The following is a 15,553-nucleotide window of genomic DNA, read 5'->3' on the forward strand; positions in this document are numbered from 1 at the left end:
CGCGCCCGGGCAAGCCGGGCGCGGTTTCGTCAACACGTCAACAATTACTTGTTGATGGCGTCGGTCAGCACTTTGGCTGGAACGAACTTGACGACTTTCTTGGCAGCGATTTCGATGGCAGCGCCAGTCGAAGGGTTGCGGCCGGTACGGGCAGGACGCTCGGAGACTTTCAGCTTGCCGATGCCTGGCAGGGTGATTTCAGCGCCGTTTTCCAGTTGGTCGGCAACGATCTGGCCCAGTTGCTCCAGAGCGTTCTTGGCGGTGGCTTTTGGCGCGGCGATCGATTCGGCGATGTCGGCAATCAGTTGGTCTTTGGTCAATGCCATGGTGGTGTTCCTTCCCTATCAAATTCGATGGTTATGCAGCGAACTACGACGTTATCGGGCCAGCCCCTGAAAGTGGAGGGCCGCGCCAATCGCGTATGTAGATACGTAAATCGGCGTTTGGTTCGACACGACGACAGCACGCTGCCAGCAATGCGCCACACGAGGGGCACAAGACCGCGCAAAACTACCACAGGAGCAGATAAATATCCGCTGCGCACTTCGATTTAATGCAGGTTTTTCGGGGGTTTTAGCTTAAAACGCACAAATTTGAACAAAAAACGAACAACCGACATATCTGCCAACATACGGCCACTGCATCACCTTGTGTCTAGGGTAAACTTGGCAACTTTTGCAGCTCGCCGAGAATCCCATGCCAATCCGTCATTGCATCGTTCACCTGATCGACAAAAAGCCTGATGGCAGCCCCGCGGTGCTGCATGCTCGCGACTCCGAACTGGCCGCCTCCGATGCCATCGAGAACCTGCTGGCCGACCTCAATGACAGCTATAACGCCAAGCAAGGCAAAGCCTGGGGCTTTTTCCACGGTGAGTCGGGCGCCTACCCGTTGAGCGGCTGGCTGAAGCAGTACCTGGACGAAGAAAAAGACTTTACCGCCTTCAGCCGCATTGCCGTGGAACACCTGCAAAAGCTGATGGAAGAGTCCAACCTGTCCACTGGCGGCCATATCCTGTTCGCCCATTACCAGCAAGGCATGACCGAATATCTGGCCATTGCGCTGCTGCACCACAGCGAAGGGGTAGCGGTGAACGCCGAACTCGACGTGATGCCCTCGCGCCACCTTGACCTTGGCCAGTTGCACCTGGCGGCACGCATCAACCTGTCGGAGTGGAAGAACAACCAGAACTCCAAGCAGTACATCTCGTTCATCAAGGGCAAGAACGGCAAGAAAGTGTCGGATTACTTCCGCGACTTCATCGGCTGCCAGGAAGGTGTAGATGGCCCAGGCGAAACCCGTACCCTGCTCAAAGCCTTCAGTGACTTCGTCGAGAGCGAAGACCTGCCGGAAGAGTCCGCCCGCGAAAAGACCCAGACCCTGGTCGAGTACGCCACCACCCAGACCAAACTGGGCGAGCCGGTAACGCTGGAAGAGCTGTCCAGCCTGATCGACGAAGACCGGCCCAAAGCGTTCTACGACCACATCCGCAACAAGGACTATGGCCTGTCGCCAGAAATCCCGGCGGACAAGCGCACCCTCAACCAGTTCCGCCGCTTCACCGGGCGTGCCGAGGGGCTGTCGATCAGCTTCGAGGCACACTTGCTGGGCGACAAAGTGGAGTATGACGAGGCGGCAGGCACCCTGATCATCAAGGGGCTGCCGACAACGCTGGTGGATCAGTTGAAGCGGCGCAAGGACTAATCCCCTCAAAGCCGGTAAAGGAGGCCACCAGCGCCTCCTTTGCCGATTTGCGCAGCCGCTTTACCAGCCGCTCCTGACGCAAAGCCTCGCCTTTATCCGGCCATTGCTCCACATACACCAGCGCCTGGGCTGGACTGGTCTTGAAGTAGCGGGCGCCCTGCCCCTTCTGGTGCGCCGCAAAACGCCGCTGAGGGTCATCGCTGATGCCGCAGTACAGCGAGCCGTTGGCGGTCCTTACCAGGTAGACATACCAGGGTTTGCCAACAACGGATTCGACGGTTTCACTCACCTTGGGCCTGCTGGAATGCGCGCAATCCCTTGAATGCCTGCAGGCGAACCTTGTTCTGCACCAGCGGCGACCAGCCCAGCAATACGCCAGGCATACCCAAGGCCTGCCGCGACCAACGCCACAGGTCGAAGGTGTCGTCATGCTGGCAGATCAGCCCATCACGAATGACAAAACGCGCCTGGATGTCGTTGACCACAACACGGTCGGTCTGGGTGAACAGGTAGGTGGCCACCCAGTGCGCGCCGCCACTGCGCTCATCGGCGCGGACGCTGTCGAACGTCAGGGTAAAGTTCTTGGCGCGGCGGGTGAGCATACGCCACATATCACCTGCATCCTTGCCGCGCAGGGTGCCGAAAACCGGGTCGCTGAAAACGATATCGTCGCTGTAGCAGGCCACCATCGCCTCGGCGTCCAGGCGCTGGAAGGCCTGGTAGAAGCGGGTGATCAGGTCGCGGTTGGCGTCGCTCATGGGGGCAGGTCCGTCCTGGGGTTCAAAGCAGCACGATAATCTGCCCCGATAGCTTATGCCAGTACCCGCGAAGAGGCCGGCACTGCCATCACCCGTCTCAGACTTTTTCGCTGGTCACCTGCACATGCAACGCCCGCCCGGCACCCAGCCCGAACACGATGGCACCAATACCCAATACCGCAAAAATCCACCCCAGCGCGGCCCAGCCCCCGGTAAGGTCATGCACCAGCCCCACCGCAAACGGCCCCATCGACGCCAAGGTGTAACCCACGCCCTGCGCCATGCTCGACAGGTTCGCCGCTACATGGGCGTCTTTCGAACGCAGCACAATCAGGGTCAGCGCCAGGGCAAAAGTACCGCCCTGCCCCAGGCCCAGCACCACGGCCCATCCCCACAGCCCCGAAACCGGCGCATACAGGCAACCGAACAGGCCCGCCAGGGTAATCAACATGACCAGCACGATCGCCAGGCGTTGGTCCTTGCCACGGGTGGCTAGCCAGGGCGCACTCAGCGAGCTGACCAGCTGCACGATCACCGACCCCGACAGCACCAGCCCTGCCTCGGTCGGGCTCAGGCCACGGCCTATCAGGATCGATGGCAACCAACCGAACACGATGTAAGCCAGCGATGACTGCAAGCCCATGTACAAGGTCACCTGCCAGGCCAGCGGATCGCGCCACAGGCCCCGTACACGATAAGCCACCTTGTGCAGGCCATGCCCCTGGCGGGCCTGTGGCAGCCACACCAGCATCGCCAGCAAGGCCGGCAATACCCAGAAGCCCAGCCCAAGTGCCCAACTACCGCCAAAATGCTGGGCCAACGGTACGGTAGCCCCCGCCGCCATGGCGGCGCCCAGGCACAACGCCATGGTGTACACACCGGTCAGCGTGCCGGCGTGCTGCGGGAAGTCGCGCTTGACGATACCCGGCAGCAGCACGCCGATAATGCCAATGCTCGCCCCCGCCATCAGGCTGCCGAGGAACACGCCAACGGGGCCGAAGGCGCTTCGCACCCCGATACCCAGCGCCAACGTGACAAGAATGCCGAGGATCACCCGCTCACTGCCAAAACGCCGCGCCAGCAAGGGTGCCAGCGGCGCGAACAGCCCCAGGCACAGCACCGGCAAGGTGGTCAGCAAGCCGGCCTGCGAGGCACTCAGCCCCAGCCCTTCAGACACCAGCCCCAGCACCGGCGCCATGCTCGACAACGCCGGGCGCAGGTTCAAGGCTACCAGCACCAGGCCCAGCAGCAACAGCCAGGGCCGCCGCAACACTACAGGCTGCTGCTGCACCTGCTCGTCGTCAGCCTCGGCATCGATCAGCAGCTCATCGAGGTCCCGCTCGTTCGGCGGGGTATTGCGGGTGATGGATTCAGCCATGGCCTTCTCGGTGTCAGGATTCGATGAGGGTGCGGCTGAGGCGCTTGGCCCGCTCCGCGTCGCGTTGTTCGATGGCTTCGAGGATCTGGCCGTGCAGGTCGAACGTGGCCTGACACCGCGGAACAGTCGCCATGTTGCGTTGCAGCGCGGCAGCCACCACCCCGGAAAAGTAGCGATACAGCTCGCTTAACGCCGGGTTGTGGGCGGCATCGACCAACCGCTGGTGGAACACCAGGTCGCAGGCCACATAAGCATCGACATCCCCGTGAAAGTGCCCGGCGCTGCTGGCCAGCGCATCGCGTAGCGCCTGCAGATCGGCATCGGTACGGCGCAGCGCCGCCAAGCCGATAGCTTCGGCTTCGAGGATGTGACGGGTTTCCCGGGCCTGCTCAGCACTGCAGCGAGACATCGCCTGCACCGCCTGCAGCGGATCCTGGGCCGTGCGCAGGTAACTACCGTCACCTTGGCGAATTTCCACCAGGCCACTGAACGCCAGCACACGCATGGCTTCGCGCACGGTATTGCGGCTGATGCCCAGTTGCAGGGCCAACTCCGGCTCGGTAGGCAGTCGCTGGCCGACCTGCCAGTCGCCCAGCACGATGCGCTCACGCATGCGATCCACAGCAAGCTCAACCAGGGAACGCTTGGTCAGCTCAGTATTCATTGCACTCAACCAATCATCCGATGAATTTGCACAAGCTTACTGGAGGTCGGTCTACGCCGCAAACCACCTGACATTTCTGCCAGTTGTGAACAACCCACGTTGTTGCAACGCTCGCAATGTACTTTCAAGGGCGTCCTGACATGCGACTCACTAGCCTGCTGCTATTGCTGCTTCTGGCCATACTCCCGGGTTGCGAACCGACCCGACACCCAAGCCGCCCCAAGGCCTTGTTAATCGGTCTCGATGGTGTGCAGCTTGAGCGCTACCTGCAATTGGGCAACGCGACCAACCTGAGCCAGCGGCTGTATTACGGCAAGGCCTATACGGGTGGCATCAACGGCAAGGCCAGCGAGCAACCGACCTTGTGCGGCCCGGGATGGGTCACGTTGCTGACGGGTGTCTGGAGCAACAAGCACGGGGTCAGCAACAATGCCGAGTCATTGCGGGTAGACCCGTCGTTTCCCAGCCTGTTCAAACGACTGCGACTGGCCATGCCGAATGCCTACCTGTCCAGCGTGGTCGGCTGGTCACCGCTGAACACGGCCTACCTGCTGGAGGACGCCCATGGCGCCGATGTGCGTGAGAGTGGTTTATCAGATGCACGCGTCATCGAGCGAACGCTGCAGATCCTGGACAATACACCCGCCGACTTTACCTTCATTCAACTGGATGAAGCAGACCAGACTGGCCACGACAGCGGCTTTGGCGAACGCTATCAACAGTCGTTGCGCACGCTCGACAGCCAGATCGGCCATTTGCTGGACAAGGTCGATGAGCGCCAGCGCCTGAACCCGCAGGAAGACTGGCTGGTGATCGTCAGCACGGACCATGGGCGGGATTACTGGGGCAAAGCGCATGGCGGTATGTCGGAGCAGGAAAAAACCATCTTCATTGCCAGCAACAAGCCGTTGAACCAGGAACTTTCGCAACCCGGCATTCCAGCGGAAAACCCTGGGCCGAACCACCTGTACAGCCTGCCTGCGCAAACCTCGGTCGCCCCCACCGTGTTACGTCACATGGGCCTGAAACTGCTGCCGGAATGGCTACTGGATGGCACACCCTTGCTGGGTGATACCGGCGTGCGCAAGGTACGGGTCGACGAAACCAAAGGGCGGGTACGCTGGAACAGCAATGCTCCCGGCTACCTGACGATACTCAAGAACGGGCATGTGGTTGCGCAAGTACCGGCCAAGGACGGGCAATGGACCGACCCCGAAGGCATGGGGCAGGAGAACGACTATGTGCTAGTGCTCGATGGCACACCAGCGGCGGTGCGTAACCGTCCGGCTGGCAAAGCATTTGTCATAGAAGAAAGCAGTTATTAAGCCGGGCGCGCTCTTAATAAAGGCGCGCCCGACAATGCTTCAGTTCAACGCATCGAGCAACGCCTGGTTCATCTCTGGCGTACCGATGGTAATGCGCAGGAACTGGGCAATGCGTGCCTGCTTGAAGTGACGCACGATCACGCCCTGCTCCCGCAGTCGGGCAGCCAGTTCGGCGGCATCCTGTTGCGGGTGGCGGGCGAAGATGAAGTTGGCGGCCGAAGGCAACACTTCAAAGCCCTTGGCTTGCAACTGCCCGACCAACGCTTCGCGGCTGTCGATCACTTTACGGCAGGTTTCTTCGAAGTACTCACGGTCTTCGAACGCCACCGCTGCGCCCACGATCGCCGCTCGGTCCAGCGGGTAGGAGTTGAAGCTGTTCTTGATCCGCTCCAGTGCCTCGATCAGGTCCGGATGCCCCACCGCCAGACCAACCCGCAGGCCAGCCAGCGAGCGCGACTTCGACAGCGTCTGGGTGACCAGCAGGTTGTCGTAGCGGTCCACCAGGCTGATGGCCGTCTCGCCGCCGAAATCGATGTAAGCCTCATCCACCACCACCACCGAGTCACGGTTGGCCTGCAGCAACTGCTCCACTGCCTGCAGCGGCATCAGGCAACCTGTCGGCGCGTTGGGGTTGGGGAAGATGATGCCGGCGTTGGGCTTGTTGTAGTCCTCGATGCGGATCTGGAACTGCTCGTCCAGCGCCACCTGCTCGAAGGCAATACCGTAGAGACCACAGTAGACCGGGTAGAAGCTGTAGCTGATGTCCGGGAACAACAGCGGTGCATCGTGCTGGAACAGGCCGTGGAAGATGTGCGCCAACACCTCATCCGAGCCGTTGCCGACAAACACTTGCGCCGGGGTTACGCCGTAATAGTCGGCCACCGCTTGCTTGAGGCGGTCACCGTTCGGGTCCGGGTAAAGGCGCAGGTTATCGTTCAACTCACCGCGCATGGCCTCCAGCGCCTTGGGCGATGGGCCATAGGGGTTTTCGTTGGTGTTGAGCTTGACCAGACGGGCCAGCTTGGGCTGCTCGCCCGGCACGTAAGGCACCAGGTCCTTGACGAAGGGGCTCCAGAATCGACTCATGCTCAGTTCCCCTTCTCTTGGGTCAGGATACGGTATTCAGCGCTGCGGGCGTGGGCGGTCAGCGACTCGCCACGGGCCAGGACCGACGCGGTGTGCCCCAGCTCGGAGGCACCCTGCTCGGAGCAGAAGATGATCGACGAACGCTTCTGGAAGTCATACACCCCCAGCGGCGACGAGAAACGTGCGGTGCCGGAGGTCGGCAACACGTGGTTGGGGCCGGCACAGTAATCGCCCAGCGCTTCGCTGGTGTGGCGGCCCATGAAGATCGCCCCAGCGTGGCGAATGTGCGGCAACCAGGCTTGCGGGTCGGCCACCGACAGTTCCAGGTGTTCCGGTGCAATACGGTTGGCCACGTCCATCGCCTGTTGCATGTCACGCACCTGAATCAGTGCACCACGGCCGTTGATCGACTTCTCGATGATTTCGGCACGCTCCATGGTCGGCATCAGCTTGTCGATGCTGGCGGCAACGCGGTCGAGGAAGGCGGCATCCGGGCTGACCAGAATGGCCTGGGCGTCTTCGTCGTGCTCGGCCTGGGAGAACAGGTCCATGGCGATCCAGTCCGGGTCGGTCTGGCCGTCGCACACCACGAGGATTTCCGACGGGCCGGCGATCATGTCGATGCCCACCTGGCCGAACACATGGCGCTTGGCAGTAGCAACGTAGATGTTGCCTGGGCCGACGATCTTGTCCACCTGCGGCACGCTTTCGGTGCCGTAGGCCAACGCGGCAACAGCCTGGGCACCACCGACGGTGAACACACGGTCGACACCGGCAATGCACGCGGCCGCCAGCACCAGCTCGTTGACCTCACCACGCGGGGTCGGTACCACCATGACCACTTCGGCCACGCCGGCAACCTTGGCCGGGATGGCGTTCATCAACACCGACGACGGGTACGACGCCTTGCCGCCCGGCACATACAGGCCAGCACGGTCCAGTGGGGTAACCTTCTGGCCAAGCACAGTGCCGTCGGCCTCGGTGTACTGCCAGGAATCCTGCTTCTGCCGCTCGTGGTACATGCGCACGCGATTGGCGGCTGTTTCCAGGGCTTCGCGCTGGGCCGGGGTGATGCGGGTCAGCGCCAGCTCCAGGCGTTCACGATTGAGGATCAGGTCGTCAATCGACTTGGCATCTACGCCATCGAAACGCTGGGTGAATTCAACCAGCGCCGCATCACCGCGCTCACGCACGGCCATGATGATGTCGAGCACGCGCTGGTTGACCGCGTCATCGGACACACTTTCCCAGCTCAGCAGATGATCCAGATGTCGGGCGAAATCCGGATCAGCGGCGTTGAGACGGGCAATTGCAGTGGACACGGTCATGGCGAGGGCCTCGATTATTAGCGAATGCTCAGGCGCCCTAGGCTACCAGTCCATCCGCGCGGGCACCCGAGAAAAATGGCTATGACGCGGATAGACGGGCGCGACAGCGAAGGCCGCGCGCAGGAGTCAGCCGCGGTGTCGCGATTCGACCGCTTGACGAAGCGTGTCGATCAGGCTCTGGATACGGGCGTGCTGCATTTTCATGGAGGCCTTGTTGACCACCAGGCGCGAGCTGATCGTGGCGATCAGTTCCTGGGGCTCCAGGCCGTTGGCACGCAGGGTGTTGCCGGTGTCGACCACGTCGATGATCTTGTCGGCGAGGTTGATCAGCGGTGCCAGCTCCATCGAGCCATATAGCTTGATGATGTCGACCTGACGCCCCTGCTCGGCGTAGTAACGCTTGGCTACGTTGACGAACTTGGTGGCCACGCGCAGGCGGCCCTTGGGCTCAGGCGCGCCAACCGCGCCAGCCGTCATCAGCTTGCACTGGGCAATCTGCAGGTCCAGAGGCTCATACAGGCCCTGGCCGCCGTACTCCATCAGCACGTCCTTGCCGGCCACACCCAGGTCGGCGGCACCATGCTCGACATAGGTCGGCACGTCGGTAGCACGCACGATCAGCAGGCGCACGTCGTCCTGCGTGGTGGGGATGATCAGTTTGCGGCTCTTGTCCGGGTTCTCGGTCGGCACGATACCGGCCTCGGCCAGCAACGGCAGGGTATCGTCGAGAATACGGCCTTTGGAAAGCGCGATGGTCAACATTGGAACGTCGGTCCTTAAGCGGCTGCTGCCGGCCAGGTCATCGACCTGGCCGCATTCAATTCAAAGGGTGCGTCCATGCACCTTCGGGCTACTAGCCCGGTACGCGGCGGATTTTCGCGCCGAGCATCTGCAGTTTCTCTTCGATGCACTCGTAACCACGGTCGATGTGGTAGATGCGATCGATCAGGGTATCGCCTTCGGCAACCAGCGCCGACAGCACCAGGCTGGCGGACGCACGCAGGTCGGTGGCCATGACCGGGGCACCCTTCAGCGCTTTTACGCCAGTGACGATGGCAGTGTTGCCTTCGACCTGGATCTGCGCGCCCATGCGGTGCATTTCGTAAACATGCATGAAACGGTTTTCGAAGATGGTCTCGATCACTGCGCCCGTGCCTTCGGCAATGGCGTTCAGCGAGATGAACTGCGCCTGCATGTCGGTCGGGAACGCCGGGTACGGAGCGGTACGCAGGTTGACGGCTTTCGGCCGCTTGCCGTGCATGTCCAGCTCGATCCAGTCTTCGCCGGTGTTGATGTCGGCGCCGGCTTCCTTGAGTTTTTCCAGTACGGCTTCAAGGATGGTCGGGTCGGTGTCCTTGACCTTGACACGGCCGCCAGTCACGGCAGCAGCGACCAGGTAGGTACCGGTCTCGATGCGGTCCGGCATCACGCGGTAGTTGGCCGAGTGCAGGCGCTCGACGCCATCGATGGTGATGGTGTCGGTGCCAGCGCCCTGGACGTTGCCACCCATGGCATTGATGAAGTTGGCCAGGTCGACCACTTCCGGCTCACGCGCGGCGTTCTGCAGCACGCTGCGGCCTTTGGCCAGGGCAGCGGCCATCATGATGTTTTCGGTACCGGTCACGCTGACGGTGTCGAAGAAGAAGTGCGCACCGCGCAGGCCACCCTCAGGCGCCTTGGCCTTGATGTAGCCGCCTTCCACTTCGATTTTCGCGCCCATGGCTTCGAGGCCACGGATGTGCAGGTCGACCGGGCGTGAGCCAATGGCGCAACCGCCAGGCAGGGCCACTTCGGCTTCGCCGAAACGGGCAACCATCGGGCCCAGCACCAGGATCGAGGCGCGCATGGTCTTGACCAGCTCGTAAGGCGCGACCAGGGTCTTGATGGTGCGTGGGTCGATCTCCACCGCCAGCTTTTCGTCGATCACAGGCTCGATGCCCATGCGGCCGAACAGCTCGATCATGGTGGTGATGTCGTGCAGGTGCGGCAGGTTGCCCACGGTGACCGGGCCGTCAGCCAGCAGGGTAGCCGCCAGAATTGGCAGGGCTGCGTTCTTCGCACCCGAAATGCGGATCTCGCCGTCAAGGCGAGCGCCGCCAGTAATAATCAGTTTGTCCATTGGAATCTCGCCGCCAAGTTGGCTCAGGTGCGCTCAGCCCAGGCTGCGCTGCTGAAAAATTTCATGGTTACCGCATGGATGCTGCCATTGGCAATCCACGGATTCAGGTGAGCATAGATCGCCTGCTGGCGTTTGACCGGGCTAAGGCCAGCCAACTCGTCGCTGATCACGTTCAACTGGAAGTTGCAGCCTTCGCCTTCAACTTCGACCCGGGAACCCGGCAATTTCTCTTCAAGGAAGCTTTTAACTTCTACGGCCTGCATGCTCAACCTCAATCGGCGCCCGATGCGCACGGGTCGGCCATCATACAAAAAAGCCCCTCGCCTGCGAAGCCCAACGAGGGTTTCGCTGACCGAGGGGCCATCATCCGCGCTGGGCCATCAGGTTGCCAGCACTTCATCGAGGTCATAAACCTCGGCAATTTCCCGCATGTCGTCGGGCATGTTGCGCACCTGGCAGCCCTTGCCACCCGCTTGGGCATCGCGCATGAATGCCAGCAACAGCGACAGACCTACGCTGGTGGAGTGCTGCACCGCCGAGCAATCCAGCACCAGCTGCGCCTCGCGACAAGCCGCGATCAGTGCCTTGCCCTGCTTGCGCAGGACCGGGCCGCTACGGTAATCCAGCACACCAGCCAGGCGCAGTACGCCCGGCTCGGCCATGCTTACAGCGGCCTCACTCATTTGACGGTCTTCTCTGGCGAGTTGTCGGCAGCCTGCTTGGCCTTTGCCACTTCACCGGCCCAGCCATCGATGGTCTTGTCCAGGTCGTTGCCGTTGCGCTGCATGGCATCGGCGAACTGGTCGCGGAACAGCTTGCCGATGTTGATGCCGTTGACGATGACGTTACGCACTTTCCATTCGCCACCCAGGTTTTCCAGGGTGTACTGCACCGGGTATACGGCGCCATTGTTGCCGGTGACCTTCATACCTACGGAAGCGCGCTTGCCGTCATCGGCTTTGGCCGGGTCTACGACGATACCCTGGTTGTTGTACTCCAGTAGCGCGTTACCGTAGAACTGGAACAGGCTGCGCTTGAAGTTTTCCTGGAAGCGCTGCATCTGCTCGGGCGTGGCCTTGCGCGAGTACTTGACGGTCATGATGCTTTTGGAAATACCGTCGGCATCGACCACCGGCGCGAGGATCCGGTCAAGGGTGTCGTAGAAAGCTTGCGGGTTGGACTTGTACTGCTCTTTGTTGGCCTTGAGCTCACTCAGCAGCTCGGTGGTGGTGCTCTGCACCACGTCGTGCGGCGACTGCGCGGCCAGGGCCATCAGAGGGAAGGCCGCCAGCAGGACCAGCAGGCCACGTCGCAGGATCGAAATCATGGAAACTCCTTAATTAGCCGGTTGCGCTTCTTTCGGTTCCTTGCCAACGGAGTTGAGCAGGAACTTGCCAATCAGATCTTCCAGCACCAGTGCCGACTGGGTGTCGTGGATGGTCGCACCGTCCTTGAGCACCTGGTCTTCGCCGCCCACGCTGATGCCGATGTACTTCTCGCCAAGCAAGCCGGCGGTCAGGATCGAGGCCGTGGAGTCGGTCGGCAGGTTGTCCACCGACTTGTCCAGCTGCAGCGTCACCCGACCGGTGTAGGAATCACGGTCCAGATCGATGGCGGTAACCTTGCCGATCGTCACACCGGCCATGGTCACTTTAGCTCTGACCGTCAAACCGGCGATATTGTCGAAGTAGGCATAAACTTTATAGGTATCGCTGCTCGGGCTGGCCGACAGCCCGCTGACACGCAGGGCCAGCAGCAGCAGCGCCAGGATCCCGGCCAGGAGGAACAGGCCGACACCGATTTCCAGGGTGCGGTTTTGCATCAGAAATCTCCAAACATCAAGGCGGTCAGAATAAAGTCCAGACCCAGCACTGCCAACGAGGCGTAGACCACGGTCTTGGTGGTGGCACGGCTGATCCCTTCTGAGGTGGGCTCACAGTCGTACCCCTGGAATACGGCGATCCAGGTCGTGACGAAGGCGAACACCAGGCTCTTGATCAACCCGTTGAGCACGTCGTCGGTAAAGGAAACACTGTTCTGCATGTTGGCCCAGAACGAGCCCTCGTATACACCCAGCCAGTCCACAGCCACCCACGAGCCCCCCCAGATGCCGACCACGCTGAAGATCAGCGCCAGCAGCGGCAACGAGATGAAACCGGCCCAAAGGCGTGGCGCGACGATGTACTTGAGCGGGTCGACGCCGATCATTTCCAGGCTCGACAGCTGCTCGGTGGACTTCATGTTGCCAATTTCAGCGGTCAGTGCGGAGCCTGCGCGGCCGGCGAACAGCAACGCTGTCACCACCGGACCAAGCTCGCGCAGCAGGGTCAGGGCGACCATCTGCCCCACCGCCTGTTCCGAACCGTATTTGGTCAGGATGCTGTAGCCCTGCAGCGCCAGCACCATGCCGATGAACACCCCGGACACGACAATGATCGCCAGCGACAGCACGCCTACCGAGTACAGCTGCTTGGTCAGCAACTGGAAACCGCCGCCGATGCCGCCGCGGCCGATCAGTGCATGGAACAGGAACAGGCAGGAACGCCCCAGTACCGCCAGCACGTCGATCGCCGAGCGACCTAGCAGGCGGACACGTTCGAGTAAGGATCTTCTGCGCATCAACGCGCCCCCAGCAGGTCGGCGCGGTAATCAGGCGCAGGAAAGTGGAAGGGAACCGGGCCGTCCGGGTCGCCCTTCATGAACTGGCGAATCCGTGGGTTGTCCGACCCCATCAGCTCATCAGGCGTGCCCTGGCCCAACACCTGGCCGTCCCCCACCACATAGATGTAGTCGGCAATGCTGGCGGTTTCTGCCAGGTCGTGGGATACGACGATGCTGGTGATGCCTAACGCATCGTTGAGCAGGCGGATCAGGCGCACCAGTACGCCCATGGCGATCGGGTCCTGGCCGACGAACGGTTCGTCGTACATGAGGATCTGCGGGTCCAGGGCAATGGCCCGGGCCAGCGCCACACGGCGCTTCATGCCGCCAGACAGTTCGTCGGGCATCAGGTCGATGGCACCGCGCAGGCCCACGGCCTGCAGCTTCATCAACACGATGTCACGGATCATCTCGTCCGACAGCTGGGTGTGCACGCGCAGCGGGAACGCGACGTTCTCGAACACATCGAGGTCGGTGAACAGCGCGCCGCTCTGGAACAGCACACCCATCTGCTTGCGGGCGTCGAACAGGTCGCTGCGCGACAGCGTCGGCAGGTTTTGCCCGGCAACCCATACCTCACCGCTGGAGGGGCGCAGCTGCGCGCCCATCAGGCGGAGCAACGTGGTCTTGCCGCAACCCGATGGCCCCATGATGCCGGTGACCTTGCCGCGCGGGATGCGAATGTCGACGTTGCTGAAAATGCTGCGCGAACCGCGTTTGAAGGTAAGCCCCTTCAACTCGACCGCGTAGGCGCTATCCACACTCATCTAGACTCCTTGCTAGTGCAGCCTCGTCCTAATGGACGCCGGCCTCCATCAGGAAGGCACACGCGCCCCTGGCAGGCCGAATAGCGGCGAACTATAGCACCGCTGACAGCGCCGCCCCAAGGCCGGGCAACGAGTCGTTCAGCCCTGAGACAGGCTTTGATGACATTCGCCACAGCAATCGAAAGGGTGAGGGTTTTTGTCATTGCGCGTATAATCGCGGCCTTTTCATCAGGCATTGCTTTTTCGACATGAGCCAATCCAGCGAGCTGATCCAATCCGCCCAACGCACCCTGCGCCTGGAACTCGAGGCCGTAGAGGCCCTGCTGGCGCGCATCGACGACAACTTCGTCAAGGCCTGCGAACTGATCCAGGCCTGCAAGGGCCGGGTTGTCGTGGTCGGCATGGGCAAGTCCGGGCACATCGGCAACAAGATCGCCGCCACCCTGGCCAGCACCGGCACCCCGGCATTTTTCGTGCACCCGGCCGAAGCCAGCCATGGTGACATGGGCATGATCACCCGCGAGGATGTCATCCTTGCCCTGTCGAATTCCGGCAGCACCGCAGAGATCGTCACCTTGCTGCCCCTGATCAAGCGCCTGGGCATCAAGCTGATCAGCCTTACCGGCAACCCGGATTCGCCCCTGGCCCAGGCCGCCGAGGTCAACCTTGACGCCCGCGTCGCGCAAGAGGCCTGCCCGCTGAACCTGGCGCCCACCTCCTCTACCACGGCGTCGCTGGTGCTGGGGGACTGCCTGGCCATCGCCCTGCTCGAAGCCCGAGGCTTCACCGCCGAGGACTTTGCCTTCTCGCACCCGGGTGGCGCACTGGGCCGACGCCTGCTGCTCAAGGTCGAGAACGTGATGCATGCCGGCGACGAACTGCCTCAAGTGCCGCGTGGCACCCTGCTCAAGGACGCGCTCCTTGAAATGTCCCGCAAAGGTTTGGGCATGACCGTGATCGTCGAAGCTGACGGCAAGCTGGCCGGGATCTTCACCGACGGCGACCTGCGCCGCAGCCTGGACCGCAACATCGACGTACACACCACCCTGATCGATCAGGTCATGACCGTGCATGGCAAGACGGCACGTGCCGAAATGCTTGCCGCCGAAGCCCTGAAGATCATGGAAGACCACAAGATCGGCGCCCTGGTGGTGGTGGATCGCGAAGACCGCCCGACCGGTGCCCTGAACATGCACGATCTGCTGCGCGCCGGCGTAATGTAAGGAGCGATGGAATGAACCAGGACCTCATGCAACGCGGCAAGCACATCAAGCTGGCAGTGTTCGACGTGGACGGCGTGCTCACCGACGGGCGCCTGTACTTCCTCGAAGACGGCAGCGAATTCAAGACCTTCAACACCCTCGACGGCCAGGGCATCAAGATGCTCATGAACGCGGGCGTGACCACCGCGATCATCAGCGGCCGCAAGACCCCGGTGGTCGAGCGCCGCGCCAGAAACCTCGGCATCCCGCACCTGTATCAGGGCCGAGAGGACAAATTGGTCGTGCTTGACGGCCTGCTCGCCGAACTGGGCCTAAGCTATGATCAAGTAGCCTACCTGGGCGACGACCTGCCGGACCTGCCGGTCATTCGCCGGGTAGCATTGGGCATGGCCGTGGCCAACGCCGCGCCGTTCGTTCGCCAGCACGCCCACGGCGTGACCCAGGCACGCGGCGGCGAGGGAGCGGCCCGTGAATTCTGCGAACTGATCATGCAGGCCCAGGGTACCCTGGACGCTGCCAACGCCAACTACCTGTAAGGCT

At 62.0% G+C, this 15,553-nt stretch carries 19 protein-coding genes; 4 read left to right on the plus strand and 15 right to left on the minus strand.

Annotated elements, in window-relative coordinates:
• Positions 1 to 44: 44 nt before the first annotated feature.
• Positions 45 to 326 (minus strand): HU family DNA-binding protein, encoded by a 282-nt coding sequence (locus tag B9A31_RS17605; RefSeq protein ID WP_003255106.1) that lies wholly within the window; start codon positions 324 to 326, stop codon positions 45 to 47.
• A gap of 370 nt (positions 327 to 696) precedes the next feature.
• Here B9A31_RS17605 and yejK point away from each other — a divergent pair, with 370 nt between their 5' ends.
• The gene (gene yejK, locus B9A31_RS17610) at positions 697 to 1,704 is read left to right on the plus strand and encodes a nucleoid-associated protein YejK (protein ID WP_019098188.1); all 1,008 of its coding nucleotides are present in this window, start codon (positions 697 to 699) and stop codon (positions 1,702 to 1,704) included.
• Here yejK and B9A31_RS17615 read toward each other — a convergent pair.
• The 4 genes from B9A31_RS17615 to B9A31_RS17630 form a co-directional block, all read right to left on the minus strand.
• The gene (locus B9A31_RS17615) at positions 1,652 to 1,993 is read right to left on the minus strand and encodes a GIY-YIG nuclease family protein (protein ID WP_080587368.1); all 342 of its coding nucleotides are present in this window, start codon (positions 1,991 to 1,993) and stop codon (positions 1,652 to 1,654) included. The two genes, yejK and B9A31_RS17615, sit on opposite strands and share 53 nt — an antisense overlap.
• Entirely contained in the window at positions 1,986 to 2,462 is a 477-nt protein-coding gene (locus B9A31_RS17620) for a nuclear transport factor 2 family protein (protein ID WP_016713123.1), read from the minus strand. The genes B9A31_RS17615 and B9A31_RS17620 overlap by 8 nt, the downstream gene beginning before the upstream one ends.
• A gap of 97 nt (positions 2,463 to 2,559) precedes the next feature.
• Entirely contained in the window at positions 2,560 to 3,840 is a 1,281-nt protein-coding gene (locus tag B9A31_RS17625) for a CynX/NimT family MFS transporter (RefSeq protein ID WP_025753780.1), read from the minus strand.
• A gap of 13 nt (positions 3,841 to 3,853) precedes the next feature.
• The gene (locus B9A31_RS17630) at positions 3,854 to 4,504 is read right to left on the minus strand and encodes a FadR/GntR family transcriptional regulator (RefSeq protein ID WP_019099462.1); all 651 of its coding nucleotides are present in this window, start codon (positions 4,502 to 4,504) and stop codon (positions 3,854 to 3,856) included.
• Positions 4,505 to 4,644: 140 nt separating this feature from the next.
• On the opposite strand from B9A31_RS17630, the gene B9A31_RS17635 reads away from it, so the two are divergent.
• Positions 4,645 to 5,829 carry an alkaline phosphatase family protein gene (locus tag B9A31_RS17635; RefSeq protein ID WP_084297179.1) on the plus strand — a complete coding sequence of 395 codons (1,185 nt, stop codon included), beginning with the start codon at positions 4,645 to 4,647 and terminating at the stop codon, positions 5,827 to 5,829.
• 39 nt (positions 5,830 to 5,868) lie between these two features.
• On the opposite strand, the gene hisC is transcribed toward B9A31_RS17635, so the two are convergent.
• The 10 genes from hisC to B9A31_RS17685 all read right to left on the minus strand — a co-directional run bounded on the left by hisC (position 5,869) and on the right by B9A31_RS17685 (position 13,790).
• On the minus strand, positions 5,869 to 6,915 hold the full coding sequence (gene hisC / locus B9A31_RS17640; RefSeq protein ID WP_016713127.1) for a histidinol-phosphate transaminase: 1,047 nt from the start codon (positions 6,913 to 6,915) through the stop codon (positions 5,869 to 5,871).
• A gap of 2 nt (positions 6,916 to 6,917) precedes the next feature.
• A complete protein-coding gene (gene hisD / locus B9A31_RS17645) occupies positions 6,918 to 8,243 on the minus strand; it encodes a histidinol dehydrogenase (protein WP_084297180.1) in 1,326 nt (441 codons plus the stop codon).
• A gap of 126 nt (positions 8,244 to 8,369) precedes the next feature.
• Positions 8,370 to 9,005, minus strand: a complete 636-nt coding sequence (hisG, locus tag B9A31_RS17650) for an ATP phosphoribosyltransferase (RefSeq protein WP_016713129.1) — start codon at positions 9,003 to 9,005, stop codon at positions 8,370 to 8,372.
• Between the two features lie 91 nt (positions 9,006 to 9,096).
• Positions 9,097 to 10,362 carry a UDP-N-acetylglucosamine 1-carboxyvinyltransferase gene (murA, locus tag B9A31_RS17655; RefSeq protein ID WP_016713130.1) on the minus strand — a complete coding sequence of 422 codons (1,266 nt, stop codon included), beginning with the start codon at positions 10,360 to 10,362 and terminating at the stop codon, positions 9,097 to 9,099.
• Positions 10,363 to 10,385: 23 nt separating this feature from the next.
• Positions 10,386 to 10,625: a BolA family protein gene (locus tag B9A31_RS17660; protein WP_003255121.1), complete on the minus strand. Its 240-nt coding sequence runs from the start codon at positions 10,623 to 10,625 to the stop codon at positions 10,386 to 10,388.
• Positions 10,626 to 10,742: 117 nt separating this feature from the next.
• On the minus strand, positions 10,743 to 11,045 hold the full coding sequence (locus B9A31_RS17665) for an STAS domain-containing protein (protein WP_016713131.1): 303 nt from the start codon (positions 11,043 to 11,045) through the stop codon (positions 10,743 to 10,745).
• On the minus strand, positions 11,042 to 11,689 hold the full coding sequence (locus B9A31_RS17670) for an MlaC/ttg2D family ABC transporter substrate-binding protein (protein WP_019099459.1): 648 nt from the start codon (positions 11,687 to 11,689) through the stop codon (positions 11,042 to 11,044). The genes B9A31_RS17665 and B9A31_RS17670 overlap by 4 nt, the downstream gene beginning before the upstream one ends.
• Positions 11,690 to 11,698: 9 nt before the next feature.
• Entirely contained in the window at positions 11,699 to 12,184 is a 486-nt protein-coding gene (mlaD, locus tag B9A31_RS17675; protein WP_016485045.1) for an outer membrane lipid asymmetry maintenance protein MlaD, read from the minus strand.
• Positions 12,184 to 12,981, minus strand: a complete 798-nt coding sequence (gene mlaE, locus B9A31_RS17680) for a lipid asymmetry maintenance ABC transporter permease subunit MlaE (protein WP_016713133.1) — start codon at positions 12,979 to 12,981, stop codon at positions 12,184 to 12,186. Before mlaE ends, mlaD begins: the two co-directional genes overlap by 1 nt.
• Entirely contained in the window at positions 12,981 to 13,790 is an 810-nt protein-coding gene (locus B9A31_RS17685; RefSeq protein ID WP_016713134.1) for an ATP-binding cassette domain-containing protein, read from the minus strand. Before B9A31_RS17685 ends, mlaE begins: the two co-directional genes overlap by 1 nt.
• A gap of 248 nt (positions 13,791 to 14,038) precedes the next feature.
• Here B9A31_RS17685 and B9A31_RS17690 point away from each other — a divergent pair, with 248 nt between their 5' ends.
• Both B9A31_RS17690 and B9A31_RS17695 read left to right on the plus strand, forming a co-directional pair.
• The gene (locus B9A31_RS17690; protein ID WP_019099458.1) at positions 14,039 to 15,013 is read left to right on the plus strand and encodes a KpsF/GutQ family sugar-phosphate isomerase; all 975 of its coding nucleotides are present in this window, start codon (positions 14,039 to 14,041) and stop codon (positions 15,011 to 15,013) included.
• Between the two features lie 11 nt (positions 15,014 to 15,024).
• A complete protein-coding gene (locus tag B9A31_RS17695) occupies positions 15,025 to 15,549 on the plus strand; it encodes a KdsC family phosphatase (protein WP_016713136.1) in 525 nt (174 codons plus the stop codon).
• The last annotated feature ends 4 nt before the right edge of the window (positions 15,550 to 15,553 follow it).

The organism is Pseudomonas sp. URIL14HWK12:I5 (assembly GCF_900176445.1).
GTDB classification, from domain to species: Bacteria; Pseudomonadota; Gammaproteobacteria; order Pseudomonadales; family Pseudomonadaceae; genus Aquipseudomonas; species Aquipseudomonas monteilii.

Bases quoted from the DNA above. Each gene is read 5' to 3' on its own strand.
- yejK (WP_019098188.1), top strand. From the start codon at position 697: ATGCCAATCCGTCATTGCATCGTTCACCTGATCGACAAAAAGCCTGAT.
- B9A31_RS17635 (WP_084297179.1), top strand. From the start codon at position 4,645: ATGCGACTCACTAGCCTGCTGCTATTGCTGCTTCTGGCCATACTCCCG.
- B9A31_RS17630 (WP_019099462.1), bottom strand. From the start codon at position 4,504: ATGAATACTGAGCTGACCAAGCGTTCCCTGGTTGAGCTTGCTGTGGAT.
- murA (WP_016713130.1), bottom strand. From the start codon at position 10,362: ATGGACAAACTGATTATTACTGGCGGCGCTCGCCTTGACGGCGAGATC.
- hisC (WP_016713127.1), bottom strand. From the start codon at position 6,915: ATGAGTCGATTCTGGAGCCCCTTCGTCAAGGACCTGGTGCCTTACGTG.
- B9A31_RS17670 (WP_019099459.1), bottom strand. From the start codon at position 11,689: ATGATTTCGATCCTGCGACGTGGCCTGCTGGTCCTGCTGGCGGCCTTC.
- B9A31_RS17660 (WP_003255121.1), bottom strand. From the start codon at position 10,625: ATGCAGGCCGTAGAAGTTAAAAGCTTCCTTGAAGAGAAATTGCCGGGT.
- B9A31_RS17620 (WP_016713123.1), bottom strand. From the start codon at position 2,462: ATGAGCGACGCCAACCGCGACCTGATCACCCGCTTCTACCAGGCCTTC.
- hisD (WP_084297180.1), bottom strand. From the start codon at position 8,243: ATGACCGTGTCCACTGCAATTGCCCGTCTCAACGCCGCTGATCCGGAT.
- B9A31_RS17690 (WP_019099458.1), top strand. From the start codon at position 14,039: ATGAGCCAATCCAGCGAGCTGATCCAATCCGCCCAACGCACCCTGCGC.
- mlaE (WP_016713133.1), bottom strand. From the start codon at position 12,981: ATGCGCAGAAGATCCTTACTCGAACGTGTCCGCCTGCTAGGTCGCTCG.
- B9A31_RS17685 (WP_016713134.1), bottom strand. From the start codon at position 13,790: ATGAGTGTGGATAGCGCCTACGCGGTCGAGTTGAAGGGGCTTACCTTC.
- B9A31_RS17665 (WP_016713131.1), bottom strand. From the start codon at position 11,045: ATGAGTGAGGCCGCTGTAAGCATGGCCGAGCCGGGCGTACTGCGCCTG.
- B9A31_RS17695 (WP_016713136.1), top strand. From the start codon at position 15,025: ATGAACCAGGACCTCATGCAACGCGGCAAGCACATCAAGCTGGCAGTG.
- B9A31_RS17605 (WP_003255106.1), bottom strand. From the start codon at position 326: ATGGCATTGACCAAAGACCAACTGATTGCCGACATCGCCGAATCGATC.
- B9A31_RS17625 (WP_025753780.1), bottom strand. From the start codon at position 3,840: ATGGCTGAATCCATCACCCGCAATACCCCGCCGAACGAGCGGGACCTC.
- mlaD (WP_016485045.1), bottom strand. From the start codon at position 12,184: ATGCAAAACCGCACCCTGGAAATCGGTGTCGGCCTGTTCCTCCTGGCC.
- hisG (WP_016713129.1), bottom strand. From the start codon at position 9,005: ATGTTGACCATCGCGCTTTCCAAAGGCCGTATTCTCGACGATACCCTG.